Raw genomic sequence first — 25,805 nt, 5'->3', positions numbered from 1 at the left:
CAGCGGCCGCCGCATCCGGCGTGGCCGCGGTGGAAATCCGGCTCGGTGCGAGGAGGAACCCATGTCACAGCAGCGCAACTGGACGCGGCGGAGCGCGATCACGGCGGCGGCCGGAGTCGCCGCCGCCACGTCGCTCACCCCGACCGCGCACGCCCGGCCCCCGGCGGGCGGCGGGCAGACCGCGGTCGGGCGGCTCTACGAGATCCGCTCGGGCAGGCACCGGGCGGTGGTCGCCGGGGTCGCCGCGACGCTGCTGTCGTGGCAGGTCGACGGCACCGAGATGCTGCTGACCCACGACCCGTCGTGGCTCGGCGAGGGCTACCAGGGCAAGACGATCCTGCCCTGGCCCAACCGGATCGAGAGCGGCCGCTACACCTTCGGCGGTCAGCAGTTGCAGGTCCCGATCAACGAGCCGTCGCGGCAGGCCGCGCTGCACGGGCTGATGAGCTGGGTCGAGTGGCAGCCGGTGCGCCACCGCAGGGACGGGGTCGTCCTGGAGTACCTGCTGCACCCGCACTACGGCTATCCGTTCACCCTGGCGTTCCAGATCGAGTTCACCGTGGACGGACGCGGGGTGAGCAGCAGGCTTTCGGCCAAGAACGTCGGCGACACCGACGCCCCGTTCGGCACCGCGAACCACAGCTACATCGCCGCGAGTGGACCGGCCATCGACACCATGGGCTTCGAGCTGCCCGCGAGCACCTACTACGTCACCGACGACAACCTGATCCCGACCGGGACCGCACCGGTCGCGGGCACCGAGTACGACTTCCGCTCGGCGCGGCGGATCGGCTCGACCAAGATGGACACCGCTTTCACCGACCTGGCAAGGGAGTCCGGCGGGGACGCGGTGGTCCGGTTCGAGCGGCCGGGCGGGGAGAACGTCGAGCTCTGGGTTGACCGGACCCACGGTTACCTGCAGGTCTACACCGACGACTCGCCGTCGGAGGACCGCCCGGCCCGCGCGGGCATCACCGTCGAGCCGATGACGTGCGCTCCCAACGCCTTCGTCACCGGTGACGGCCTGATCACCCTGCGACCCGGCGAGGTGCACGAGGGCCGCTGGGGCTACCGCATCGGTGGGTGAGGCCGGCTTCCGGCGGCGCCGGAAGCCGTGTCTGACACCAACACCGCGAGGTCATAGGGTGAGGGCGTGGCCGACTACATCCAGATCCCCACGCCCGCGGGCAAGTTCGACGCGCTCACCAGCGGCCCGGAAGGCGGCCGTCCGGTGCTGCTGCTGCACGGCTTCCCGGAGGCCGCCGTCCAGTGGAGCGAGCAGCTCTCCGTGCTCGGCGAGGCCGAGTGCCACGCGGTCGCCCCGGACCAGCGCGGCTACTCCCCCGGCGTGCGCCCCGAGCAGGTCGCCGACTACCGGCTCGAGGAACTGGTCGGTGATGTCCTGGCCATCGCCGACCACCTCGGCTGGCAGCGCTTCGACCTGGTCGGCCACGACTGGGGCGCGGCCGTGTCGTGGGCGACGGCGGCGGCGCACCCGGACCGGGTCCGCACGCTGACCGCGGTGTCGGTCCCCCACCTCGACCCGTTCGCGCAGGCGGTGCGCGAGGACGAGGACCAGCAGCAGCGGTCGGCCTACATGCAGGTGTTCCGCGGTTCCGGCGCCGAACGCGCGCTGCTGGAGGAAAACGCGCGCAAGCTGCGGCAGATCTACGGCCACGTCGTCCCCCAGCACCACATCGACGACTACGTGCAGCGGCTGACCGAGCCGGGCGCGCTGACCGCGGCGCTGAACTGGTATCGGGCCAGCCGCTTCAACGGGCCGATCGGGAAGGTGGCGGTGCCGACGCTCTACGTCTGGAGCACCGAGGACGTCGCGATCGGCTCCACCGCTGCTCTGGCCACCGAGCACCACGTCTGCGGTCCGTACCGGTTCGAGATGCTGGAGGACGTCTCGCACTGGATCCCCGAGCAGGCACCGGAGGAGCTGAACCGCTTCATCCTCGAACACCTGCTGGAGCACCAGGACTGACCGCCGCGGTGCCGGTGCACCGTCAGCCGGCGGCCGGGACGTGGTCGGCGAGGAACCGCACCATGTCGGCCCCGACCACGTCGAACACCGACCCGTCGTGGCCGCCCGGCAGCACCGAGGCCACCGGTGTGTTGGTGTGCTCGGCGACCAGCCGCTCGGCCCCGGGCAGGAACGGGTCGGCGTCGCCGACCCACACCCCGACCGGCACGTCACCGAGCTGGTCCAGGTGCGCCAGTGGGTCGGCCTGCCGCCACTGCTCCTCGGAACCGAAGGCGCCCTTCTCACTCATGTGCTCCCAGGTCACCGGGAGCGCGGGGGCGAGCTCGGCGACCGCCGAGACCGGGTTCCCGGCCGCATGGCGCGCGATCGCGTAGTTCAGCGCGCCGAAGCCGCCGGTGGAGATCCCCGCGACCGCGAACGGCCGCCCCTCGTCGTCGCCGAGCCCCCGCTCACGCAACCACCGCGGGAGCTCATCGGTGAGCATGCTCGACAGGTCACCGTTGGCCGAACCGTCGGTCCAGTAGGGGTTGTAGCCGCCGTCGACCACGACGAACGCGAACGCCGGGACCGCGCCGTCGCGGTACTCGCGTTCCAGCGCGGCCAGGGTGTCGTAAGGGATCGGGGTGGGGTCGATGCCGTCGCGCCCGTGCAGGTAGAGCACCGCCGGAAGGCCCTCGGTGCGCTCCAGGCCCGAGGGGTGGGCGGTGTAGAGCCGGACATCGGTCTGGCGGTGCTCGGAGCGCACCTGCTCGTAGGTGATCGCCGGCATCGGGACCTGCGCGGCCGGCGCCTCCTGCTCCGGTGGTTCGGCCCGCGGCGCCGGGACGCAGCCGGACAACACCAGGGTGAACACCAGCACCAGCACCGCCGACACAGACCGGTACCGCCGCCCGAGGGCCACGCCACGCACCGCCGTCATCCCTCCAGCCTCGAGTCCCCCGGACCCGGCCACGGTACCGAAAGGTAGGACCTTGTCTGCTCGCCCGGTTCCGGAGAGCATGTCTGCGGGCTGTCGACGGGAAGGAGCGGTCGTGAAGGGTGCGGAAGGCCTGCTGGCCACGGCGATCGAGGCGGGCGTGCGGGTGTGCTTCGCCAATCCGGGCACGACCGAGATGCCGCTCGTGGAAGCCTTCGACGCGGTGCCGGGCATCCGCACCGTGCTCGGCCTGTCCGAGGGCGTGGTGACCGGTGCCGCCGACGGCTACACGCGGATGGCCGGGGTGCCCGCCATGACGCTGCTGCACCTGGGCCCGGGTTTCGCCAACGGCATCGCCAACCTGCACAACGCGCGCCGCGCCCGCACCCCGGTGATCAACGTCGTCGGGGAGCACGCCACCTGGCACCAGTCCGCCGACGCACCGCTGGCCAGCGACATCGAGTCGCTCGCGGCGCCGGTCTCGGGCTGGGTCGGACGGACCACGTCCGCGCGGTCGGCGGGGGCCGAGTTCGTCGAGGCGCGCCAGGCGGCCCTCCGGGACCGGCTGCCCGCCACGCTGATCGCCGCGGCCGACCACATGTGGAGCGAGGGCGGCACGACCGCCGACGTCCCGCCTGCTCCCGGTCCGGCCGAGGTCGGGCAGGAGCAGGTCGACTCGGTCGCCAAGGTCCTCGCCTCCGGAGAGCGCCCGGCGCTGCTGCTCGGCGGGAACGCGCTGAGCGCCGACGGGATCCGCACGGCCGCGCGCATCGCCGCGGCGGTCGGCGGCGAGGTCCTCGCGGAGCGTTCGCCCGCCCGCATCGAGCGGGGCCCGGACGTGCCGCCGCTGCGCTCGCTGCCCTACTTCCCCGAGGACGTCCTGGGCAGCCTCGAAGGCTTCTCGCACCTGGTGCTGGTGGGCACACCCGCACCGGTGGCGTTCTTCGGCTACGAAGGCATGCCCAGCGTCCTGGTGCCGGAGGGCACGCAGTTGCACACGCTCGCCGAGCCGGGGCAGGACGCCGCGGCGGCGCTCGACGCCCTCGCCGGCGCCACCGGCGGCACCGATGCGCGACTGCCCGCCTCGCAGCGCCCGGAAGTGCGCGCGCCACAAGGAGATCTGACGTCCTCGGCGATCGCGGCGGCGATCGTGCTCACCCAGCCGCAAGGCGCGATCGTGGTCAACGAAGGCGTCTCCTCGTCCGGGGCGTACCCGGGCCTGGCCGCCGCCGCGCCCCGTCACACCGAGATCACGCTCACCGGCGGCGCGATCGGCATGGGCATCCCGGCCGCCACCGGTGCGGCGGTCGCGTGCCCGGATCGGCACGTGATCGACTTCCAGGCCGACGGCAGCGCCCTCTACACGTTGCAGGGGCTGTGGACCCAGGCCAGGCAGCGGCTGGACGTCACCACCGTGATCTGCTCGAACTCCCGCTACCGCATCCTGGAGGCGGAGCTGAGCCGCGCCGGGGTGGACCGGCCGGGGCCGGCCGCCGCGGGCATGACCGCCCTCGGCGACCCCGCACCCGACTGGACCGCGCTCGCCGCGGGCTTCGGCGTCCCGGCGGTCCGGGCCACCACGGGCGTGCAACTGCTGGACGCCCTGCGCCAGGCGAGCCGCGAGCCCGGCCCACACCTGGTGGAGGCCGTCATCTGACGGCCGTGCGTAGCCTGGTCACCTCCGGTTCCGGTGGCTGGTCGAGCAGAGAGTGCCGCAGTGCGAAGGACGCCGCCTCCAGCCGGGAATGCACCCCCAGCTTGGTCAGGATCGACTGCACGTGGGTCCGCACGGTGGTCGAGGACACCCCCAGCCCCCTCGCCATCGCACGGGTCTGCGCACCTTCGACGAGCAGCTCCAGGCACTGCCGCTCGCGCGCGGTGAGGTGCGAGGCCAGCCGTCGCGCGTCGGTCGTGCCGCGCAGCTTCGGCGCCCGGGACGCCGCCAGCTCGACCACCACCTCGCCGTCGACCACCGCGCGGATCGCGGCGGCCAGCACGGACAGACCGCACATCTTGTTCACGTATCCGGTCGCGCCCCGCCCCAGCGCGTCGCGCATGCCCTGCACGTCGCCGTCGGCGGTGAGCACGAGGACCTTCGTGCGCCCCTCGGTGATCCTCTCGACCACCGTCAGCCCGTCGCCGTCGGCGAAGTGCCGGTCCAGCAGGCACACGTCCGGCTGGTGCGAGCGCACCGCGGCCAGCGTGTCCTCGATGCTGCTCGCCGTGCCCACCACGCGGAAATCGTTTTCCGGAAGCGCGCCCACCAGCGCGTCCACGAATATCGCGTGGTCGTCACCGAGCACCAGATCGACCATCGCATCCCCCTTCCCGTCGGCGTCGCCTCCACGACGGGCCCTGCCGGGCGCCGAAGACGACCACGACCCGCGTGCCGCCCTGCGGCGGCGAGTCGATGCGCAGCCGCGCCCCGCACGCGCCGGCCAGGTCATGGACGATCGCAAGTCCCAGCGAGGCCTTGCCGCTGGGGCCCCGGCCGAAGCCGGGACCGTCGTCGGCGACCTCCACCACGACACCGCCCGACTCGCGCCGGGACACCGCGACCTCGACGGTGCCGTCGGCTCCCGCGGCCCGCACGGCGTTCTCGACCAGGTTGGCCAGCATCCGCCACATCGCGGTGCGGTCGCTGCGCAGCATGCACGGCTCACCCGGCCGCAACCCGACCTCGGCCGGCGCCGACAACCGCGTGACCGACACCAGTTCGGCCACCAGCTCGCGGACGTCGAACACCTCGGAGGCGGCGGGCTGGACCTCGACCAGCTCCGCGAGCCTCGCCAGTTCGCGCTCCATGAGCCGCAGCCGGTGCCGCACGCTGCCGGACAGCGACGCCTCGGCGTCCATCCCCTCCCTCAGGTACGACAACGTCGCCAGCCCCCTGCCCAGGTCGTGCAGCAGTCCCTGGACCTCGGGTGGCTCCGCGCGCCCCCACTTCCACGCAGATTCCCGATGCAAAGCCGCTCCTTCGTCCGGCATCCCGTCATCTGGACTGTCGGGATGACGTTGGGCCGCGTTGCGGGACTCGTGCGCGAGGGGTGTTCCGGCTACTCCACGTGCATGACCCGGTCGGCGGCGGGAGTCCGCGAGCCACCGTATGCGTCCCCCAACGCCTCCGCGAGCGCAGCCGAGTCGTGCCTGCCCGCGATCCCCGCGGCTGCCGCCCGCGTCATTCGCAGCGCCTCGCACGGCTCGTCGAGCAGGCGTGCGACGGCCGCCGCCAGCAGCTCGGGCCGCCCGGGAGGAGCCAGCAGTCCGGTCTCGCCCGGCACCACGACGTCTCCGACGGCGTTCACGGCCGTGGCCGCCACCGGGATCCCGCAGCGCATGGCCTCGACGACGGCCAGCGGCAGTCCCTCGTACCTGCTGGACATGGCGAAGACGTCGAACGCGGGCAGCAGGTCCACCGCGTCGGCCCGGTCACCGGTGAAGACCAGGGGCACCCCTGCCCGCACGGCGAGGTCGCGTGCCTCACCCGCGAGCTCTCCCCCTCCGACCCATACGCCGACCACGCCCCGGGGACGCAAGGCGCGCAGGGCTTCGACGAAGTCGTCCGGAGCCTTCTGGTAAGTCAGCCGCGCCACTGTTCCGACGACGGGCACGTCCGGCGGCAGCCGCAGCGCGCGGCGCGCGTCGTGTCGCGACTGCGGGGTGAGCACCGGACCGGGGGCCACGGCTACGCCGATCGTGCGAACGCGTTCCGGAGGTACGAGCCGCCTCCGCAGTGCCTCGACGGCGACTCCGGTGCCTACGCACAGTGACAGGTCGGTGATGCGGCCGAGCGCTCGTTCGACGGCGACATAGGTAGCCCGGCGTGTCACCCGTTGGAACTCGTGGAAGGGGAAGCCGTGGTAGGTGTGCACGACCCGGGGCACGCCCGTGCGGCGCGCCGCGATCCGGCCGAGCGTGCCCGCCTTCGCGCAGTTGGTGTGCACGACGTCGAACCTCCGCCTCGCCAGGAGCCGGACCAGCCCAGCCAGGGCGAGCACGTCGGCGTGCGGTGCGATCGGCGCGCGCAGCCCCGGAACCAGCACGGTCTCGAGCCCGGCGGCGCCGGCCTCGCGCAGCAGCCGGCCACCGCTGCCCGCCACGATCGTCACCTCGTACTCCGCGGGGTCCAGCGCCCGCGCTCCACGCAGGACCATCTCGCCCGCGCCGCCTTCCAGCCGGGTGACGACCGCGGCGACCCGCAGCCTGCGGCTCACCGCATCGGCCTCGAGCCGTGGGGGCGCATCCCCGCCGAGGTGGCCACGCTGACCGCCTCGAGCTGGCTGTGCACGTGCAGCTTGGCCAGGATGCTGCGGGTGTGGGTGCGCACGGTCTCGGTGGAGATCCGCAGCTCCTCGGCGATCCGGCTGCCGCGCTTGCCGGCCACCATGCCCTGCAGCACGTCGCGTTCGCGGTCGCTGAGGCAGTCCAGCGGCCCGGTCCGCTCGGTGGCCCGGACCGCGTCCTCCCGCAGCTCGCGCAGGACGGTGCCGAGCAGTTCGGGCGGATACCAGCCGTGGCCCGCGCACACCCCGCGCAGGACCGCGGTCAGCTCGTCCACACCGGACTCCTTCGACACCCATGCCTGCACGCCGGCCCGGGCCGCCTCCACCGCCTGCTCGGGATCGTGGCGTCCGGTGAGCACGACGACGTGCACCTGCGGACGTTCCTTCCTGAGCAGGCGGACCAGCTCCCCGCCGCGCGTGCCCACCGGTTCGACGTCGACGGTGATGACGTCCGGCCGCAGCCTGCGCACCATCTCCGGCAACCGGGGGTCCTCCAACTCGCACCGGCCCACCAACCACAGGTCCGGCACCGTCGACAACCGGACGCTCAACGCCTCGGTGAGCATGAGGTGGTCGTCCACCATGAGCAGCCGCACGAAGTTCACCGCCCAACGATCCCGCCCCCGACGCGCCACGTCCTCGTGCGAACGCAGGAGTTCCGTCTCATGTACACGGCCGAGTGACCGTGAATCGTCAGCCGGCCCGCAGGTCCGGCTCCGGCTCCTGCACCTGCTGCGGTTGCGGCGTGGCGTCGACCGGCCTGCGCCCGGGGCTGCTCCACCGCCCCGTAGAACGCGCCAGCCAGGCCTGCGGCAGCGCGTACAGCGAGATCGCCGCGTCCAGCACCCGCATGAACAGGAAGACGGGTGCGTAGAGCAGGAACCGCGGCCGGCGCTGGATCAGCGCCACCAGGCACGTCAGCAGCAGGTCGGGCAGCACGATGCCGAACAGCATCACCGGCAGGCTCAGGTGCGCCGCGACCGCGGCGTGGACCTCGCCGATCACCGGCAGATGCGCCACCGAGCCGAACAGATCCGGGATCACCAGCAGTGCCAGCAGCAGCGGCAGGAGCACGATCATGATGCTGCTGCTCAGCAGCTCCAGGAGCAGCAGCCCCAGCATCGCGGTGAACAGGTTCGCCTTCGGCGGGTGCAGCCGGACGGTCTGCCACAGGCCGAGCGACCACCGCTTGCTCTGGCGCACGTAGTCCTTGAACGTGCCCGGTTCCTGGGTCACCGCGACCGCCGACGGCGTGAATCCCACCTTGCCCAGGCCCTTCTGGTAGACCTCGAAAGTCATGTTGAAGTCCTCGATCACCAGACCCGGCGGGTTCACCTCGATCTCGGGCAGCACCGCGGTCCGGTACAGGCTGGCGAACCCGGGCACGATGTGGGTCGCGTTGACCCGGCGCCAGGTCTGGCCGAACTTCAGCAGGTACTGGGTCATGGTGTAGATGCGCTGGCGGTGGTGGGCCACCAGCCTGCCCACCTGCGAGAGCCTCTTGTCATCGGTGGTGGAGCGCACGCACCCGGCGACCGCGACGACGCCCGGATCGGCGAACAGCGGCAGCGCGGCCTGGAAGTACCCGGGCTCGACGTGGGTGTCGGCGTCGAGCAGCATCACGACCTCGAACCTCTCGACGAGCCGGAAACGCCGGATCGCCTGCTGCAGCGCGCCGGCCTTGCCCACGTTGGTGGCCGTGCTGATCACGTTCACCCCGCAGCGCCGGGCCAGCTCCACCGTGCGGTCCGTCGAGCCATCGGAGATCACGTGCACGTTCTGCCTGGGCACCAGCGAGGTGATCGCGTTCAGGCTGTCGACGATGACCTCCTCCTCGTTGTGCGCCGGGATGAGCACCGCCACGTCGCTCACGTCGAGGTCCACCGGCGCGGGTGCCCTGCTCCTGGACCACCAGCCCCACGTCGAGCTGTCGAGCAGCCGCAGGAGCCCGATCACGCCCCACAGCGTGAAGTTGGTCCCGAAGACCACAATGGCCAGCAACCACCACGGAATCATCCGTTCCTCCCCCGTGATTTCGTCACCGGGAGGCTGGCCCTCAGTTCTGGCCAGGTGCCGGTGTCCTCATAGCCGTACATCCACAGGTAGACGCCGCGGATCCCGGCTCCGCGAGCGGCTTCGAACTTCGCCTTGGAACTGGCGGTGTTCTCGAACCACACCTCGTGCCGCCGTCCCTGCGCGTCGGTGTATGCGAACCAGGGCGACTGGGTGCGGGCGTCGTAGAACGTCGGCACCTTGTGCTCGGTCGCGAGTCTGAAGGCCTGCAGCCACGTCACCGAGGTCCCCTGACCGTCGACCCAGTCGTAGCCGTAGAGCGGGACGCCGAGCACGATGCGCTCCTTGGGCACCACGCTGGTGGCGTAGCTCAGCACGTCCCGGATCCAGCCGACCGGAGCGACCGGACCTGGTCGCGAGGTCCCCCAGTGGAAGTCGTATCCCATCAGCCGGACCTGGTCGGCCACTTGGCCGATCGCGACGTAGTCCTGCGCGACGTTGCGCTCGTCGTAGCCGGCGTCGGAGGTCTTGGCGAACACCGCGACCGACAGCGTCTTGCCTTCCGCGTGCAGTGCCCGCCCCAGGTCCGTGACGAACCGGGTGAACTGCTCGCGGTCGCCCGCGCGCAGGTTCTCGTAGTCGATGTCGATGCCGGCGTAGTTCTCGCGCTTGACCAGCTCGACGATCTCGAACACGTGGCGGCGCATCAGATCCGGGTCGTGCAGCATCCGCGCCACCGGTTCGTAGGACCAGTTCCCCTCGGTGATGTTGGCCAGCGACGGCACGATGGGGATCTGCGCCTCGCGCAGCCGCTGGAGGTGCCCGGCGACCTCGGTGGCCTGCGCGGGCGAGTACTGGATGGTCAGCCTGCCGTCGTCGCCGAGGCCGTACATCCACGGCGACACCTCGTTGACCGCGGTGCGGTTCTGCACCACGGTCGCCGTGCCGTTCCCGAGGTTCCAGAACGGCAGCGACGCCACCACCACGGTTCCCGAGGGCACCACGGGCGCGGGTCTTGGCACCGCCATCACCGCGGCCAGCACCATCGCGCACCCGATCAGCGCCAGGAACCACACCGATCCCGCCCTGCGCCGCAGGGCGGCGACCGGTTGCGCGGCCACCGACTTGCGCCGTGGCCTCGTCGTGTTGTTCGCCATCGGCCCGACCTCATTCCGCCGCGACCGCGGGCACCTGCCGGGATCGCGTCTGCTCGGCGATCACGGCGCGGATGATGTCGTCCAGCGTTCTGGACGGCTCGAAACCGATGAGATCCCGGGCCCGGGAACAGTCCGGCACCCGCCGCTGCATGTCCTCGTAGCCGGGTCCGTACGCCTGCTCGTAGGGCACCCGCACGGTGTCGCTGGACGAGCCGGTCATCTCGATGATGCGCCCGGCCAGCTCGGCGATCGAGACCTGCTCGCCGCTGCCCAGGTTCACCGCGCTCCCGCGCGCCTTGTCCAGCTGCACGAGCTCGACCAGCGCGGGCACCACGTCGTCGACGTGGCAGAAGCAGCGGACCTGCCTGCCGGTGCCGAAGATCGTCAGCGGCCTGCCCTGCAGCGCCTGGTTGACCATCCGGGGGATGACCATGCCGTAGCGCCCGGTCTGGCGCGGTCCGACCGTGTTGAACAGCCGCACGATCACCGCGCGCAGTCCCAGCTCGCGCACGTAGGCGTGGGTCAGGCTCTCGTCGATGGCCTTGGCCTCCGAGTAGGTCCAGCGCGACATCAGCGGCGAGCCGATGACGCGGTCGTCGCCCTCGCTCAGCCCGACCTTCGGGTTCTTGCCGTAGATCTCGCTGGTGGAGGCCAGCAGCAGCCGGGCGTTGTAGCGCAGCGCCGCGTCGAGCACGTTCTCGGTGCCGTGGATGTTGGTGAGCAGGCTGCGGATCGTCCGCTCCTGGATGACGAACGCGCCGACCGCCGCCGCGAGGTGGAAGACGACATCCACTTCGGACGTCAGCTCGTCGACCAGGCCGCGGTCCATGACGCTGCCGTTGACCAGTTCGAACTCGCCCGCGTCGGGCAGGTTGTCGAACCGGCCGGTGCTCAGGTCGTCGAGCCCGACGACGCTGTGCCCCTCGGCGAGCAGTTGCTCGGTCAGGTGCGAACCGATGAACCCGGCCGCGCCGGTGACCAGTGCCTTCATCGCTGGGCCTCCCGCAGTCGTGCGTACAGGTCGTCGATGCGACCGGTCACGGCCTCGATGCCGTACCGGCGGCGGATCTCGGGGACGTCGGCGCGAGCCCTGCGTTCGCCGATCTCGCGCGCGATCTCGGCGCGCATGCGCTCGGGGTCCCCGGGCACCTGGCGGGCGCGGTCGGTGTCGATGCCGTCCATGGCCGGGCAGGTGGTGTAGAGCGCGGGCATGCCGTTGGCCAGCGCCTCGAGCACCGACAGCCCGAAGGTCTCCTGCGCGGAGGAAGCCACGAACAGGTCCAGCGACGACAGCATCGCCGCGACGTCGTGCCGCTCACCCGCGAAGATGACGTGATCCTCGATACCGTGCGCCCGCACCAGGTTCTCCAGCCGCTCGCGGTCGGCGCCGTCACCGACGATCAGCAGCTTGGTGTGCTGGTCCACCAGCGGTGCCATCGCGTCGATGACGAGGTTGAACCGCTTGTTCGGGTCGAGCCTGCCCAGCACCCCGACCACGAAGGCGTCCGGCTCGATGCCCTGCTCGGCACGCACCCGCGCTCTGGCCTCCGGGTCGAAGCGCACCCGGCCGAAGTCCACGCCGTTGGGGATCACGGTGATCTTGCGCGGCCGCACGCCCCAGTTCACCAACCGGGTCGCGACGGTGTCCGACACCGCGATCGTCGCGTCCGAGCACAGGTCGGTGCCCAGGTACAGCGCCCGCACGCCCATCGTCATGCGGCGCCGTTCGAGGTGGGTCTCGCCGATGGAGTGCTCGGTGGTCACCACCACCTTCGTGCCGGCCATCCGGGCCGCCAGGCGCCCGTACACGCAAGCCCGGTAGAGGTGGGTGTGCACCACGTCGTAGCGCTCGTCGCGGATCAGCTCGCGCAGCCTGAGGACCGCGCCGAGCTGGGTGTTGCTGGTCATGCCGAGGTCGCGGACCCGCACCCCGTCGGAGCGGATCATGTCGGCGACGTCTCCCGGGTTGTACAGCGCGACCACGTCGGAGTCGTGCCTGGTGTGCTGGAGTACCGACCGGAGCTGGAGCTCGGCTCCGCCGACCCCGAGTCCCGTGATCACGTGCAGAACCTTCACCGTCGTCCTCCCATGGCTCTTGCGACGATCGCGACCGTGCGGGCCACGACCACCAGGTCCGTCCACAGCGACCAGTACTCGATGTACTGGTTGTCGAAACGCGCGCGGTCCGGGATCGAGGTGTCCCCGTGCAGGCCGTGGACCTGCGCCCATCCCGTCATGCCGCCTGGCATCCGGTGCCGGTCGGCGTAGTGCGGGATCTCCCCGGCGAAGCGCTTGGCGTAGCAGGGCCGCTCGGGCCTGGGGCCCACCAGCGACATCTCCCCGCGCAGCACGTTGACCAGCTGCGGCAGCTCGTCGAGATGCGTCGCGCGCAGCCACCGCCCGAGCGCGGTGCACTGGTCGGCGGCGACCGCCCACTTCTCCCCGGTGTCGACCAGCGTCCGCAGCTTGACCACCCGGACCAGCCGCCCTGTCCTGCTGACCCGCCACTGGCAGAAGAACGTCGTGGCCTTGCCGCAGCCGCGCACGATCCCGGCCAGCACCAGCAGCACCGGCGCGAGCAGCACCAGCAGCACCGTGCCCACGACCAGGTCGAAGGCGCGTTTGGCCACCACCGACAACAGGTTCGGCCTGCGCAGCGGCACCAGCACGACGCCCCAGATCTCGTCGAGGCACGCCCGCGGCACCGCCAGCCCCAGCTCGCCGGGCCTGGGCACCAGGCAGAAGTCCACGCCCGCCGACCGGCACGCGCGCACCGCGTTCACCAGTGCCCCGTCGTCTCCTTCCGGTGCGCAGACCAGCACTCGCGCGATGCGGTACCGCGCGATCACCGCGGCCAGGTCGGTGATGCCGCCGAGAACGGGTAGCCCCCTCACCGCCCGGAAACCGTCCACCGCGACCCGGCCCGCCGGGCGCAACCCGTACTCCGGGTGCCCGGCCAGGAGCGCGGCGATCCGGGCGGCCTCTTCCCCGTTCCCGACGACCAGCGCCGGTTCGACCAGCCTGCCGCGCCGGTGGGCCGCGCGCAGCAGCCCGTACACGGCGCCGCGGGCGGCGACCAGCGCGCTCGTGGTGAGCAGTGCGAGCAGCACGGCCGCTCCCGGAGCGGTCCACGGCAGCAGCACCGCCATCGGCAGCAAAGCCGCCACCGCGATGCGGGGGGCCTGGTCGGACACCCGCAGGCAGATCCGCGGCCGGTGCTGGCCCTGACCGGCGAGCACGGCCAGGACCGCCAACCCGTAGGCGGCCCCGGCCGGCGCCGCGACCTGCGCGAGCACCGCGGTCGCCACCACCGCCACCAGATCGGTGACCGGCAGCGCCGACCCCTTCACCACCCGCGTGAACCGCGCGTCGCACGGGTGCTCGCGGGTGAGCGAGGGCAGCGCGGCGGTGAAGCCGCCGTGCTCGGATCGCAGGCCGGGCGCGCTCATCTACCGACGCCTCCCACCGCCATGCGGCGGGAGCGCAGCGCCGAAAGCCGCCCGCTGACCTGCCGCACCGCGTAGTCGGCCCCGTAGACGAAGCGCATGACCGGTCCGTGCTCCGGGGCCACGACGGCACCGACGAAGAACAGGCCGGGGACCGACGACTGGAAGTCGCGGCCCACGCGCGGTGTGCCGGCGAGCGTGCTCAGCCGCGAACGCAGTTGCGGTCCCAGGAACGACAGCCGCGCCAGGCTGGGCGGGTAGCCGGTCGCACCGATGACGTGGTCGGCCTCGAACTCCCGCCGGCCGTGCCCGTTGGCCCGCACCCCGAGCCGGACGCGGTGCCCGTCCTGGACCGCCCAGTCGATGCCGTGGGACAGCCGGACCGGGAACTTGCCCTCGACGCGTTCACGCAGCCACCAGGCACCCGCGGGCCCCAGCGCGGTGCGCGCCCGGTAGACCCTGGTCTGCTTCGGCAGCCGCCGGAACACCCGCGGGTGCTCGGAGTAGAACCAGGTGGAGAGCCCCGAGCCGAGACCGGCTTCGGGTTCCCGCATGCGCTGCAGCAACGGGCGGTCGGGCAGCAGCGGCCGCCCGTTCCACACCAGTTGGCCGGCACGCACGAGCATCTGCGTGCGCGCCCCGTGCTCGTGCAGCAGCGCCGCCGTCTCCAGAGCCGACTGCCCGGCCCCGACGACGATCACCTCCCGGTCCTGGAACACGCTGAGGTCGGTGTGCTCGGAGCTGTGCGTGCACAGCTCGGTCGGCAGGTCGTCCAGCACCTCGGGCAGGCGGGCGAAGTGCTCGACACCGGCTGCCACCACCACGTTGCGGGCGCGGACCTGCTCACCGTCGGCCAGGGTCAGGTCGAAGTGCTCGTCACGCCTGCGCACGTCGGTGACCAGCCGCTCGTCGATCTCCAGCCCCCTGTCGAGCCGGAACCACTCGCCGTAGGAGACGAAGGTGTCCAGCGACACCGGAACCCCGTAGTCGGCGTAGGTCCGGCCGGTGTCGCGGCAGAAGTTGCGCAGCGAGTGCGTCCCGTCCGGATCGGACAGGTTGGAGGCGAACCCCTGCGACTTCAGGTACATGCCGCGTGGCATCGCCGTGCGCCACAGCCCCATCGGGACGCCGAACTGCCGGTAGGACACCCCGTTGGCGCGCAGGTGCGCGGCCAGCGACAGCCCATACGGCCCGGCGCCGACGATGGCGACGTCGACGAGGTCGTTGTCGTTCATACCTTCTTCTCCTTTCCCGGGCGAAATTGCAGCCGCCGCAAAGGGCGAGTCGCCGCGCGTGCGCCCATCCACAGGCACATCAACGCGAACGGTGTGAGGTCGTCGCGCGCGTACCACGCGGTCTCGTCCACCGCGCGGACCGAGTCGGCCCACGAGCGCAGCCCGAGCCGCCCGTCGCGCCAGTAGCGCAGCGCGGCTATCGGGTCGTAGTTCTCGACCAGGAAGCGCCTGCCGGGAACCGCCGTTCCCGCGGGCGCGGCCTGCCCGGTCAGGTCCAGGTAGGCCGCCAGCGCGACGTCCACGCCCGCGCTGTCCTCGAACAACCGGAACTGGGCGCCGAGACGGGGGTTGAAGTCCAGCAGCTTGTACTGGCCGTCCCTTTCGTCCCAGCGGAAATCCAGGTCCACGATGCCGCGGAAGTCCAGCCGGTGCAGCAGATCGGTCGCGTGCCGGTGCAGCTCGTCGTTCTCGGCCCAGCGGCCGAGGCTGGTCAGCCCGGCGTGGGCCGGGTAGGACCGCTCCTTGGTGCCCACGAACGATGCGGTGCACCGCGCTTCGGCGTCGCAGTAGCCGTGGAAGAACCAGTCGTGCCCGGTGCCGCCCGGCAGGTACTCCTGCAGCATCAGCCGCTGGTCGCCGGGCAGCCTGCACAGCTCGGCGAGCTCGGCCCGGTCGTGCACGATGGTCGTGCTGCGCCGCCCGGCCCCGTTTCGCCACGGCGTCGGGAGCTTGACCACCACCGGGAACCCGAAGCGGTCGGCGAACTCCCCCGCCTCGCCGGGACTTCCCACCATGGTCGCCTGCGCGCACGGCACGCCGAGCGCCTGGCACAGCCGGTACATCGTGTACTTGCCCGCGAGCAGGCGCGGCAGGTCGTGCGGCGGCTGCGGGAAGCTGAACCACTCCCGCAGCGAGTTCCCGTGCTCGGCGAGGAAGATCGCACCGGCGTCGTCGGTCGGGAACAGCACCGCGGTGCGCCCGATCCGCTCGGCGATGCCGCGCAGCCCCCGCAGCACCCCATCGACGTCCTGGCCGTCGGGCCGCCACACCCAGTGGCCCCGCACGTAGCGCGAATGCGCGGCCGGCGCGTACCGGTGCTCCTGCACCGCGTACATCGGCACGCCTGCGCGCCCGAGGCTGCGGATCAGTCCGAGCCCACCGTGGTGCATGACGTTGGGGTCGAGCTTGAAGACCACCGCGGGGGTCGAGGTGTCGAGGCCGCTGAGACGGCCGTGGTGCCTGCCCATCTGGTCGATTCCCCCTCACACGACCCGGCGGTGGGCGGCGGCGTCGAACTGGTAGGTCGCGTCCAGCACCAGCGGGCAACGCGTGGCCCACCCGTAGTCGAGTCCGGGGTGGACGGTGTGCATGAGGACCAGGTCGCAGTCCTGGCCCGCCGGGGCGCTCTGCAACCTCGTCCCGTCCTCCAGCACCACTTCGGGGATCAGCGGGTCGTAGTAGGAGACGTGGACCCCCGCACGGCGCAGGCCGGAGATGATCGGCAACGCGGGCGACTCGCGAAGGTCTCGCACACCGGCCTTGTAGCTGACACCGGCGATCAGCACCCGCGCGCCGCGGGGCGGCACGGCCGCGTCGACCAGCTCCTCCAGGACCCGGCGCACGACCTGGTCCGGCCGGTGCTCGATCGAGCGCATCGCCTGCTCGATCAGCGGCACCCGCACGCCGTGCTCGCGCAGCTGCCACAGCAGGTAGTGCGGATCGCACGGGATGCAGTGCCCGCCCACGCCGGGACCGGGGAAGCTGCCGAGGAACCCGTAGGGCTTGGTCCCGGCGGCGATGGTGACCTCGACGGGATCGAGGTCCAGGTCGCGGCAGACGTCGGCGATCTCGTTGGCCAGCGCCAGGTTCACCGCTCGGAAGATGTTCTCGTAGAGCTTGGTCAGCTCCGCCGACTCGGGCGATCCGACCAGGTACACCGAGTCGGTGGTCCGCCCGATGACGCGCGCCGCCCGCTCCGCGCAGGTCCTGGTGACGCCGCCGACGATGCGCGGGGTCTCCCGCTGGGTGTGGTCGAGGTTGCCCGGGTCGATGCGCTCCGGGCTGAAGGCCACGTGCACGTCGGTGCCCACCCGCAGCCCCCGTTCGCGCAGCGGTTCCACCAGCAGCATCCGCGTGGTGCCGACGAACGTGGTGGAGGTCAGGATGATCGTCTGACCCTTGCGCACGTGGGAGACGACGCTCTCGCACGCCGCCCGCAGCGCCGCGAGGTCGGGTGTGCGGTCCTCGTCGACGGGCGTGGGCACGCACACGATGACCGTGTCGGCCTCGGTGAGCACCGCCGTGTTGTCCGAGACCCGCAGCGAACCCGACTCCAGCACCTCGGCCAGTCCGCGCCGTTGGGCTTCCGGCAGGTCGACCTCGCCGGCCCGGATCTCGCTCAGCCGCCGCGCACTGGTGTCCAGACCGGTGACCCGCGCCCCGCACGCCGCGAGCGAGTAGGCCGTGGGCAGTCCGACGTAACCCAGACCGACTACCGCGACGGGTTCGCCGACGTGGCCGTTGCGCTCGATGAACGGGACCAGCCGTTCGAAGAGCTGGTGCTCCCTGCCGTTGACGGCCAGGGCGAGTGGGCTTGCGGTCACGATCCCTCCCAGTTCGTTGCGCGCGTTCACCTGAATCCGGCTACGAGAACCGTCGCACCCGCGGCTGCCGCGGCCCTCCTCCAACGGGGTTAGCGCGACTACCGAAATGACAGGAGTTCGGTTACCCCCATCTCGTGGCGGACCCGCTTGGCCAGCAGCCTGAGGTGGCCGTCGCTGTCGCCGACGTAGGTGCGCGGGAGCGCGTGCCTGCCGGTCAGCGGCGAAGACCAGATCGCGCACCCGTAGTCGTAGCCGCAGTCGCGCACCGCGTCGCGCACCCGCCGGCTCAGGTCCCCGTAGGGGTAGCAGAAACCGCCGACGTCCTGGCCGGACAGGGCGCGCAGCACCTCGCGGCTGCCCGCCACCTCCTCCACCAGCTCGTCGTCGTCCAGTTCGGACAGACGGCGGTGCAGCATGCCGTGCGAGCCGATCTCCATCCCGGCCAGGACGGCCTGCTCGACCTGCTCGGAGGTCATCAACGGCTTGCGGGGCCCGTCCGGGTCCCAGACGTTGCTGCCGCCGAGCCTGCCGGCGATGACGAACACGGTCGCGGTGAAGCCGTGCCGCCGCAGGGCGGGCACGACGTGGTGCATGAAGTCCTGGTAGCCGTCGTCGAAGGTCAGGCCGACCAGACCGCGCGGGTCGCCGGCCGCCATCAGCTCGCCCATCGACACGCCCCGCAGCCCGCGGCGCTCCAGCCACCGCAGCTGCCGCTCGAACCGGGCGGGGTCCACCGTCACCCGGTAGGGGTCCTGTGCGTACTCGGCGACCGAGTGGTACATCAGCACGTATGGCAGAGCGCGCCCCGATGGGGCCGCGATCTGCTCCTGCAAGGTCCAGGCCATGGCTACGCCGTCCCCCCTCGGCTCCGGGTCACGCCGGAACCGTAGGCATGCGAAGGGGACGGGCGGATCGGGTCGACGGGGTAACCCCGCTACCGCATCGGCACGAGAAGGCGTGCGCGCAGCCGATTCAGGGATGCGGCTTCGGGTCTACGAGGCTCTGGGCTACCCCGTCCGCCGGGCTACCAAGACGCGCCAGTAGTGCCGTTCCCGTTCCGTGGACGAGCTGCCCTGATACTGCCGCCGTAGATGATGATCTTCATCTGTTTTGGGCTGTTTGTCGTCGGCAGTGGCCGATGCGGGCAAGGGCTCGATGACGGCGTCGCCAGTGGGACCAGCGAAGCCGGTGGGCTGCGTCGTGGACAGGCTGGATGGCCAGGCTGGTGAACAGGTGCTGAATCTCGTTGCAGGTCAGCGGGATCAGTTCGTCGGGGGTCGGCCGGTGGGCGTGTCAACTCTTTGCGGAAGAGAGGAAACGGACCGAGGTGACCTCTTGTGTGTGGAGGATGGCATCGAACCACTCTGCGAGCGATCCACCGGAAAGGTGGTGAGCGGCGTTGTCATCGGGATCGTGGTGAGGGCCGATCAGGCGCGTCTTGGTCGGCGTGTCGAGCCAGGTCCGCACAGAGGGTGGGCCATCGGCGTGCAGGTCCAGAAGGTAGGCGTCCAGTCCAGTGCCTCCCAAGACCGCGTCAGCGAACTCCACTGGCGGGGGCGGAACAGGGTAGGGAGCCATGCCGTGGTGGAAGGTCAGGCCGATGGATGCATAACCGGCCCCGAAATGCTCGCGGAGGTAACTGCCCGCGTTCCGGTGCGTCATCGGCGGCGACGAGGGAGAGACGGTCCGCGGATTGCCGTTGGCGGTGTGCGCAAGGCCACCCCAGTAGACGATCTTGTCCGCAGTTTGTTCATGCCACCGGATCGTGCTCTCGGCCAGACTCAGTTCGATGCCGGCGAGGCCATCGAGCAGGGAAGCCGAGCCCTGAGGAGAGTGGACGGCCCCGGCGAACCGAACCGGGTCATCGGGGTGCCGATGGTTGAAGGAGCGCATCCAGCGGATGACGTCGAGGATCTCCTCGGTCTGCCAGAAGGACCGGGCCTCAGCCAACAACACCCGCGGGTCCCCCGTCCCAGTTCTGATGTACTCATCGAGTCCGACTCTTGACGGGTCGTCCCCTTCCAGGGCAAGTGAACGGAATCCCAGTTCCTCGACCAGCAACCGGACGATCCTGTGCGAGAGGGCGGACAGTTCGTGGGCCTGACGGGTCGAGGCACCGAGGGCTACGACCTTGGCATCGCGCACGATGTCGGCCAGTGGCAGGAGATCGGTAATCGGGGCTTCGGGATCGAATACGGGGAGGCGATGGGCGTGATGCCTGATCCACTGGGTCACCGTTTCGGTCATGGCCAGACCTCCTTGATCAGAGTGATCGGTTCCGGGACGCTTCCCTGGTCGCGGCCAACGCCGCACAAGCAGCCTCAGACATGAACCAAGGTTGAGGTCAAGCCAACGCAGCCACCGGCCCTAGGGCCAAGCCGCCAACCGGCACACAACAAGCACGCGACGTGACGACTGTCGCGTGTCCGCTCACCTGATCAGCCAGATCGCCATCTACGGCTGGAGTACCAAGCCCGGAAAGCCAGCGGCTCGATGGGTGACACGGCAGAAAATGATCCCGGAGCCAGAGGACGACTGAGGTTCCGCCACCGGAACCGCCACGTAAAACCACCTCTGGAACCACCTCGCGGGCCCCGGGAACGCATCCCGGGGCCCGCGAGGTCAGCGACTCAGATCGTCCAGGTGTCCCGGCCGGTGAGCAGCCCCTGGAGGTTGGGCGGGTGGTTGTGCGCGGCCTCGGCGACCTGCGCCCGCGCCAGGTCGTCGTAGGTCGCGCGCTGGACCGAGCGGAAGACGCCGGTGACCGTCGGGTCGAGGTCCTGAGCGCCCAGGCGCGACAGCGCGAACGCCTGCGACGGGTCCTCCCGCTCGGCGTCGTGCACCACCACATCGGACTCGTCCACTTCGGACAGCTTGGTGACCCGGAAGTCACCGCCGCCGTCGCGGACCACCGCCAGCCGCTCGTCCTGCGGTCCGAAGACGATCGGCTCACCGTGCTCGAGCGGGATGATCCGGCGCTGCTTCTCCTCGTTGTCCTTGAGGACGTCGAACGCGCCGTCGTTGAAGATCGGGCAGTTCTGGTAGATCTCCACCAGCGCGCTGCCCCGGTGCTCGGCCGCCGCGCGCAGCGTCTCGGTCACGTGCGCGCGGTCGGAGTCGACCGTGCGGGCCACGAAGCTCGCCTCCGCGCCCAGCGCCAGCGAGACCGGGTTGAACGGGTGGTCCAGCGAGCCCGCCGGGGTCGACTTGGTGACCTTGCCGACCTCGCTGGTGGGCGAGTACTGGCCCTTGGTCAGCCCGTAGATCCGGTTGTTGAACAGCAGGATCTTGAGGTTGACGTTGCGCCTCAGCGCGTGGATCAGGTGGTTGCCTCCGATGGAGAGCGCGTCGCCGTCACCGGTGACCACCCACACCGACAGGTCCGGCCGCGCGGTCGCGAGCCCGGTGGCGATCGCGGGCGCCCGGCCGTGGATGGAGTGCATCCCGTAGGTGTTCATGTAGTACGGGAACCGGCTGGAGCAGCCGATGCCCGAGACGAACACGATGTTCTCGCGCTTGAGGCCCAGCGTCGGCATGAAGCTCTGCACCGCGTTGAGGACGATGTAGTCGCCGCAACCGGGGCACCACCGGACCTCCTGGTCCGACTTGTAGTCCTTGGCCGACTGCTTCTCGTCGGAGACCGGCACCCCCGCCAGGCCCCCGAGGGCGGGAAAGCCCAGGTCCGTCGTGGTCACGCGGACACCCCCTGAACGACGTCGGTGAGCACGTTCTGCAGCTCCTCGGCTCGGAACGGAAGCCCCGCGACCTTGGTGTGGCTGATGACGTCCACCAGGTAGCGGGAGCGGAGCAGCATGGCGAGCTGCCCGAGGTTCATCTCCGGCACGATGACCCGGTCGTACCGGCGCAGCACCTCCCCGAGGTTACCCGGCATCGGGTTGAGGTGTCGCAGGTGCGCCTGTGCGATCGGCATGCCCTCGGCGCGCACCCGGCGGCACGCGGCCCCGATCGGGCCGTAGGACGAGCCCCAGCCCAGCGCGAGCACGCGGGCCTCGCCGGAGGGGTCGTCGACCTCGATGTCGGGCACCCGCACGCCGTCGACCTTGGCCTGGCGCAGCCGGACCATCTTGTCGTGGTTGTCCGGGTCGTAGGAGATGTTGCCCGGGCCGTCTGCCTTCTCCAGGCCGCCGATGCGGTGCTCGGCGCCCGGCGTGCCGGGCACGGCCCAGTCCCGCGCCAGCGTCTCGGGGTCGCGGACGTAGGGCCAGAACTCCTGGCCGTCCGGCGAGTTCGGGCCGGTCGCGAAGCGCACGGACAGGTCCGGCAGCTCTGCCACGTCGGGCACCAGCCACGGCTCAGAGCCGTTGGCGATGGCGCCGTCGGACAGCAGCAGCACCGGGGTCCGGTAGGTCAGCGCGATGCGGGCCGCCTCCAGTGCGGCGTCGAAGCAGTCCGCGGGCGAGCGGGGCGCGATGACCGGCACCGGCGACTCGCCGTTGCGGCCGTAGAGCGCCTGCAGCAGGTCCGCCTGCTCGGTCTTGGTCGGCAGGCCGGTCGAGGGACCACCGCGCTGGATGTCGCAGATCAGCAGCGGCAGCTCCATCGTCACCGCCAGCCCGATCGTCTCCGACTTCAGCGCCAGGCCCGGGCCGGAGGTCGTGGTCACGCCCAGCGCGCCGCCGAACGAGGCGCCCAGCGCGGCGCCGACGCCTGCGATCTCGTCCTCGGCCTGGAACGTGGTCACGCCGAAGTTCTTGTGCTTGGCCATCTCGTGCAGCACGTCTGAGGCCGGTGTGATCGGGTAGCTGCCCAGGAACACCGGCAGCTCGCTGCGCTGCCCGGCGGCCACCAGGCCGTAGGCCAGCGCGGTGTTGCCGGTGATCTGGCGGTAGGTGCCCTTGGGCAGGGTCGCGGGCGCGACCTCGTAGGTCACCGCGAAGGCCTCGGTCGTCTCGCCGTAGTTCCAGCCCGCGCGGAAGGCCAGCACGTTGGCCTCGGCGATCTGGGGCTTCTTGGCGAACTTCTCCCGCAGGTAGCGCTCGGTGCCCTCGGTCGGCCGGTGGTACATCCACGACAGCAGTCCCAGGGCGAACATGTTCTTCGCCCGTTCGGCGTCCTTGCGCGAGAGCCCGGTCGGCTCGACCGCGCCCCGGGTCAGCTCGGCCATCGGCACCTTGTGCACGGTGTAGGCCGAGAGCGCCTCGGTCTCCAGCGGGTCGGTCTCGTAGCCGACCTTGGTCAGGTTGCGCTTGTTGAACTCGTCGGTGTTGACGATCAGGATCCCGCCGTGCGGGAGGTCGCCGATGTTGGCCTTCAGCGCCGCCGGGTTCATCGCGACCAGCACGTCCGGGCGGTCGCCCGGCGTGAGGATGTCGTAGTCGGCGAAGTGCAGCTGGAAGCTCGACACGCCCGGCAGCGTGCCGGCGGGAGCGCGGATCTCCGCCGGGTAGTTCGGCAGCGTCGCCAGGTCGTTGCCGTAGGCCGCGGCTTCCGAGGTGAAGCGGTCCCCGGTGAGCTGCATGCCGTCACCGGAGTCCCCGGCGAACCGGATCACCACCCGGTTCATCTTCTGCGTCTGGATGTCCCGCCCCCCGGCCGCGGCGGCATCCGGCCCCGGCTGGTCCGAGGGCCGGTGCCCGTTCGTCGTCACCAATTGACCCGTTCCCTTTCACCGTGCCGGCAACGTCCGCGCACGCGGACGATCCCAAGGGCGACGATACAGCCCTTGGCGGCGTTCCTACCGCGAGTAGGGCGGGCCGATCAAGCTGTGCAGCCGGTCCCCGCCCGCCGCACGTAGCGGACGCGGCACGGACCTTGCGGCCATTTCGTGTGGGCTCCGGGAACGGGTTGCGGATTCGGGTCCAGCAGCTCGAACTCGAATTTCCGGAAGAGGTGAACGAGCGCGATGCTCATCTCCAGGTAGGCGAAATGCACGCCGAGGCAGCGGTGCACCCCGCCACCGAAACCGACCAGGTACCTGGTGTCCTTGGGATTCTCCTCGAAACGTTCCGGGCGGAATCGGTCGGGCTCGGAATAGAGCCCGGCCAGCCGGTGGGTCACCGCGGGCGAGATCATCAGCATCGCGCCCTCGGGAATCGTGTACCCGGCGTATTCGAAGGTCTCGGCAGCGGTTCTGGCCATCGTGAATGCCACCGGATGCAGGCGCTCGGTCTCGTGCAGCGCGTGGCCGAGGTACTTGAGCTTCCCGACGTCGGAGAGAGTCAGTTCGCCGAAGGAGCGCGAACCGAGCACGCGGTGCGTCTCCTCCTCCACCTTGCGCAGCGCTTCGGGATTCCGCAGCAGGTCGATCACCGCCCAGCTGATGTGCCCGGTGGTCGTCTCGTGGCCCGCCCAGCTGAACAACAGGATCAGGTTGATCAGCACCCGGTCCGGCACGACCTCGCCGTCGTCGTAGCGGGCCTCGATGAGCGTCTGCAGGAAATCGCCCGGCTCCACGGGACTCCGGCGCCGCTGCCGGATCAGCTCGCCCATCAGGCGGTGCAGCTCGCGCTTGGCGGACCGGCTGCGGACCAGGTGCGGCAGCGGGAGCCAGCCGGGCATGACCGGATCCATCCCGGCGGAGAACCGGCGGAACTTCTCGAAGAACCCGTTCTCCAGCCGCGCGGAGAACTCCCGGCCGAGAAAGGCGCGCGCCGCGATCCGCATCACCAACGGCCCCATCGTGCCCACCAGGTCGAACTCGCCGGAATTCCCGAGAGCGCGGTCGAGGTCGTACACCTCGTCCACCATGGTGGCCACGTAGTTCTCCAGCTGCCTGCCCTGGAAACGGGGCAGAACCAGGGCGCGCTGCCGCCGGTATTCGTCGTTTCCGGCGAAGAAGTAGAACGCGGGGTCGAACATCCGGACGAAGAACGGATAGGCGGTCCTGATCGACAGCCCGCGGTCGGTCTCGGAGAAGAAGAAACGGTTGTGCTCTGACCCGATGAACATGTGGGCGGTCCGCCCCGGAATGCGGATCGAGAATGCCTCACCGCATTCGGCGTAACTGCGTTCGGCCATCGCGACCGGATTCCTGATGAACTCCCCGGCATGGCCGACCAGCGGCCTTGCACCCGACAGCATCGGCGGAGAATCGTCAGGTGTGATGTCCGTCATAGTCGCGAGAGTAACGGGTGTTTACTGAGCGCCGTATACGCCGACCGAGTGACGTGTGCGCTCCCGCAATGTGAGACGTCGGAGCCGGCCGGAGGCGGTTCGGCGGCCGCGGCGCCGGACCGCCGGGAGCCGTCGGTCGCTGGTGCCGGTGGCCAACGGGCAAGGGCGGCAAGAGCAGCCGTGGCGCTGGGGGTTCCTGTGGTTCCTGAGTCGTTCCTGGTGTCCGGCAGCCGTGCAGGAGGGTCACGGGCTGCCCCAGCCCAGCGGGTCGAGCCGCCGAGCAGGGGCGTGCCGCTACGCCGCCGCGGCGCCAGAGCAGCCGTGGCGGCGGGCAGCCGCGCGGAAACACGCCCGCGGTGCCAGGGCGGCCGGGACCCGGCGCCCCGGCACCGGCCTCAACCGGCCAGGCCCGTCGCCACCTGCCGCAGGATGGCGGCGTTGGACAGGAAGGCCAGGTGGCTCACCCCCGGCACCTCGTTGTTCCGCGCGCCCTCCACCGCGGTGCTGGTGTAGGGCACGATGACACCGTCGGCGGGCGAGAACCACGTCGTGTACTCGACGTCGCCGGGCGTCTCGTCGCCGGAGTTGAGCCGCTCGACGAAGGCCGAGCCCGGCAGCATCTCCCGGCACGACGGGAACGCCTGGCACAGGTTCGCCGTGTGGGTGCCGTGGTTGGCGCCGGCCAGCGACGTCCAGTGGCCGACCTCGTCCACCCCGCCCAGCTCCTTGATGTACCAGCGGCTGACCAGCGCGCCCATCGAGTGGTTGACGATGTCGACCTCGTGTGCGCCGGTCTCGGCGAGCACCCGGTCGACGAACGCGGCGAGCTCGGCCGCGCTGCGCTCGTTGGACTGGTTGGAGTCGTACTCGAACGAGAACAGTTCCGCGTCGCCGTAGCCGGCCTGGCGGAACACGTCCCGCGCGGTGTTCCAGTTCCACGCCGCGCCGCTGTAGCCGTGCACGAACACGACCGGTGTGCTCGCCCGGTCGTCCGCCGACGCCACCGGGCCCGCGGTGGCCAGCGCGAGCGCCGCCAGCACCCCGCCGAGTGTCCTGCGCATTGAGCCTCCTTGCTCGGAATGTGGGAC

General features: G+C 71.0%; 22 protein-coding genes. 3 read left to right on the top strand and 19 right to left on the bottom strand.

The genetic code is table 11. From position 1 onward, the window contains the following. Positions 1 to 61 precede the first annotated feature (61 nt). Positions 62 to 1,087 carry an aldose 1-epimerase family protein gene (locus tag HUO13_RS19400; RefSeq protein WP_211896548.1) on the top strand — a complete coding sequence of 342 codons (1,026 nt, stop codon included), beginning with the start codon at positions 62 to 64 and terminating at the stop codon, positions 1,085 to 1,087. A gap of 66 nt (positions 1,088 to 1,153) precedes the next feature. Next, complete coding sequence (locus HUO13_RS19395; RefSeq protein ID WP_211896547.1) at positions 1,154 to 1,990, top strand: alpha/beta fold hydrolase; 837 nt, start codon at positions 1,154 to 1,156, stop codon at positions 1,988 to 1,990. A 22-nt stretch (positions 1,991 to 2,012) separates the two neighbouring features. On the opposite strand, the gene HUO13_RS19390 is transcribed toward HUO13_RS19395, so the two are convergent. After that, positions 2,013 to 2,909 carry an alpha/beta hydrolase gene (locus HUO13_RS19390; protein WP_249123868.1) on the bottom strand — a complete coding sequence of 299 codons (897 nt, stop codon included), beginning with the start codon at positions 2,907 to 2,909 and terminating at the stop codon, positions 2,013 to 2,015. Positions 2,910 to 3,021: 112 nt separating this feature from the next. Between HUO13_RS19390 and HUO13_RS19385 the strand changes: the two genes are divergently transcribed. Next, the gene (locus tag HUO13_RS19385) at positions 3,022 to 4,563 is read left to right on the top strand and encodes an acetolactate synthase large subunit (RefSeq protein WP_211896546.1); all 1,542 of its coding nucleotides are present in this window, start codon (positions 3,022 to 3,024) and stop codon (positions 4,561 to 4,563) included. On the opposite strand, the gene HUO13_RS19380 is transcribed toward HUO13_RS19385, so the two are convergent. From HUO13_RS19380 to HUO13_RS19295, 18 genes are all read right to left on the bottom strand, one after another. Beyond that, positions 4,556 to 5,221: a response regulator gene (locus tag HUO13_RS19380; protein ID WP_211896545.1), complete on the bottom strand. Its 666-nt coding sequence runs from the start codon at positions 5,219 to 5,221 to the stop codon at positions 4,556 to 4,558. The two genes, HUO13_RS19385 and HUO13_RS19380, sit on opposite strands and share 8 nt — an antisense overlap. Further along, a complete protein-coding gene (locus HUO13_RS19375; RefSeq protein ID WP_211896544.1) occupies positions 5,199 to 5,873 on the bottom strand; it encodes a sensor histidine kinase in 675 nt (224 codons plus the stop codon). Before HUO13_RS19375 ends, HUO13_RS19380 begins: the two co-directional genes overlap by 23 nt. 89 nt (positions 5,874 to 5,962) lie before the next feature. After that, complete coding sequence (locus HUO13_RS19370; RefSeq protein ID WP_211896543.1) at positions 5,963 to 7,120, bottom strand: glycosyltransferase; 1,158 nt, start codon at positions 7,118 to 7,120, stop codon at positions 5,963 to 5,965. Next, on the bottom strand, positions 7,117 to 7,794 hold the full coding sequence (locus HUO13_RS19365; protein WP_211896542.1) for a LuxR C-terminal-related transcriptional regulator: 678 nt from the start codon (positions 7,792 to 7,794) through the stop codon (positions 7,117 to 7,119). Before HUO13_RS19365 ends, HUO13_RS19370 begins: the two co-directional genes overlap by 4 nt. 88 nt (positions 7,795 to 7,882) lie before the next feature. Further along, on the bottom strand, positions 7,883 to 9,205 hold the full coding sequence (locus tag HUO13_RS19360) for a glycosyltransferase family 2 protein (RefSeq protein WP_211896541.1): 1,323 nt from the start codon (positions 9,203 to 9,205) through the stop codon (positions 7,883 to 7,885). Then, positions 9,202 to 10,359 carry a glycosyl hydrolase family 18 protein gene (locus HUO13_RS19355; protein ID WP_211896540.1) on the bottom strand — a complete coding sequence of 386 codons (1,158 nt, stop codon included), beginning with the start codon at positions 10,357 to 10,359 and terminating at the stop codon, positions 9,202 to 9,204. The genes HUO13_RS19360 and HUO13_RS19355 overlap by 4 nt, the downstream gene beginning before the upstream one ends. 10 nt (positions 10,360 to 10,369) lie before the next feature. Further along, the gene (locus tag HUO13_RS19350) at positions 10,370 to 11,350 is read right to left on the bottom strand and encodes an NAD-dependent epimerase/dehydratase family protein (protein WP_211896539.1); all 981 of its coding nucleotides are present in this window, start codon (positions 11,348 to 11,350) and stop codon (positions 10,370 to 10,372) included. Then, positions 11,347 to 12,435: a glycosyltransferase gene (locus HUO13_RS19345; RefSeq protein ID WP_211896538.1), complete on the bottom strand. Its 1,089-nt coding sequence runs from the start codon at positions 12,433 to 12,435 to the stop codon at positions 11,347 to 11,349. Before HUO13_RS19345 ends, HUO13_RS19350 begins: the two co-directional genes overlap by 4 nt. Next, the gene (locus tag HUO13_RS19340; RefSeq protein ID WP_211896537.1) at positions 12,432 to 13,808 is read right to left on the bottom strand and encodes a sugar transferase; all 1,377 of its coding nucleotides are present in this window, start codon (positions 13,806 to 13,808) and stop codon (positions 12,432 to 12,434) included. Before HUO13_RS19340 ends, HUO13_RS19345 begins: the two co-directional genes overlap by 4 nt. Continuing rightward, positions 13,805 to 15,040 (bottom strand): NAD(P)-binding domain-containing protein, encoded by a 1,236-nt coding sequence (locus tag HUO13_RS19335; RefSeq protein WP_211896536.1) that lies wholly within the window; start codon positions 15,038 to 15,040, stop codon positions 13,805 to 13,807. Before HUO13_RS19335 ends, HUO13_RS19340 begins: the two co-directional genes overlap by 4 nt. Further along, entirely contained in the window at positions 15,037 to 16,287 is a 1,251-nt protein-coding gene (locus HUO13_RS19330; RefSeq protein WP_211896535.1) for a carboxylate--amine ligase, read from the bottom strand. The genes HUO13_RS19335 and HUO13_RS19330 overlap by 4 nt, the downstream gene beginning before the upstream one ends. Positions 16,288 to 16,302: 15 nt before the next feature. Then, on the bottom strand, positions 16,303 to 17,643 hold the full coding sequence (locus HUO13_RS19325) for a nucleotide sugar dehydrogenase (RefSeq protein ID WP_211896534.1): 1,341 nt from the start codon (positions 17,641 to 17,643) through the stop codon (positions 16,303 to 16,305). A 98-nt stretch (positions 17,644 to 17,741) separates the two neighbouring features. Further along, a complete protein-coding gene (locus tag HUO13_RS19320) occupies positions 17,742 to 18,488 on the bottom strand; it encodes a polysaccharide deacetylase family protein (RefSeq protein ID WP_211896533.1) in 747 nt (248 codons plus the stop codon). Positions 18,489 to 18,936: 448 nt separating this feature from the next. Then, positions 18,937 to 19,890 (bottom strand): erythromycin esterase family protein, encoded by a 954-nt coding sequence (locus HUO13_RS19315; protein ID WP_211896532.1) that lies wholly within the window; start codon positions 19,888 to 19,890, stop codon positions 18,937 to 18,939. 383 nt (positions 19,891 to 20,273) lie between these two features. Beyond that, on the bottom strand, positions 20,274 to 21,338 hold the full coding sequence (locus tag HUO13_RS19310; RefSeq protein WP_211896531.1) for a 2-oxoacid:ferredoxin oxidoreductase subunit beta: 1,065 nt from the start codon (positions 21,336 to 21,338) through the stop codon (positions 20,274 to 20,276). After that, positions 21,335 to 23,254: a 2-oxoacid:acceptor oxidoreductase subunit alpha gene (locus HUO13_RS19305; RefSeq protein WP_211896530.1), complete on the bottom strand. Its 1,920-nt coding sequence runs from the start codon at positions 23,252 to 23,254 to the stop codon at positions 21,335 to 21,337. Before HUO13_RS19305 ends, HUO13_RS19310 begins: the two co-directional genes overlap by 4 nt. Positions 23,255 to 23,361: 107 nt before the next feature. After that, on the bottom strand, positions 23,362 to 24,717 hold the full coding sequence (locus HUO13_RS19300; protein WP_249123867.1) for a cytochrome P450: 1,356 nt from the start codon (positions 24,715 to 24,717) through the stop codon (positions 23,362 to 23,364). Positions 24,718 to 25,112: 395 nt separating this feature from the next. Continuing rightward, a complete protein-coding gene (locus tag HUO13_RS19295; RefSeq protein WP_211896529.1) occupies positions 25,113 to 25,778 on the bottom strand; it encodes an esterase/lipase family protein in 666 nt (221 codons plus the stop codon). Between the last annotated feature and the right edge of the window lie 27 nt (positions 25,779 to 25,805).

This window comes from Saccharopolyspora erythraea, assembly GCF_018141105.1.
Lineage (GTDB): Bacteria > Actinomycetota > Actinomycetes > Mycobacteriales > Pseudonocardiaceae > Saccharopolyspora_D > Saccharopolyspora_D erythraea_A.
The sequence above is the reverse complement of the archived record's forward strand: the minus strand, read 5'-3'. Positions and strand labels throughout refer to the sequence as shown.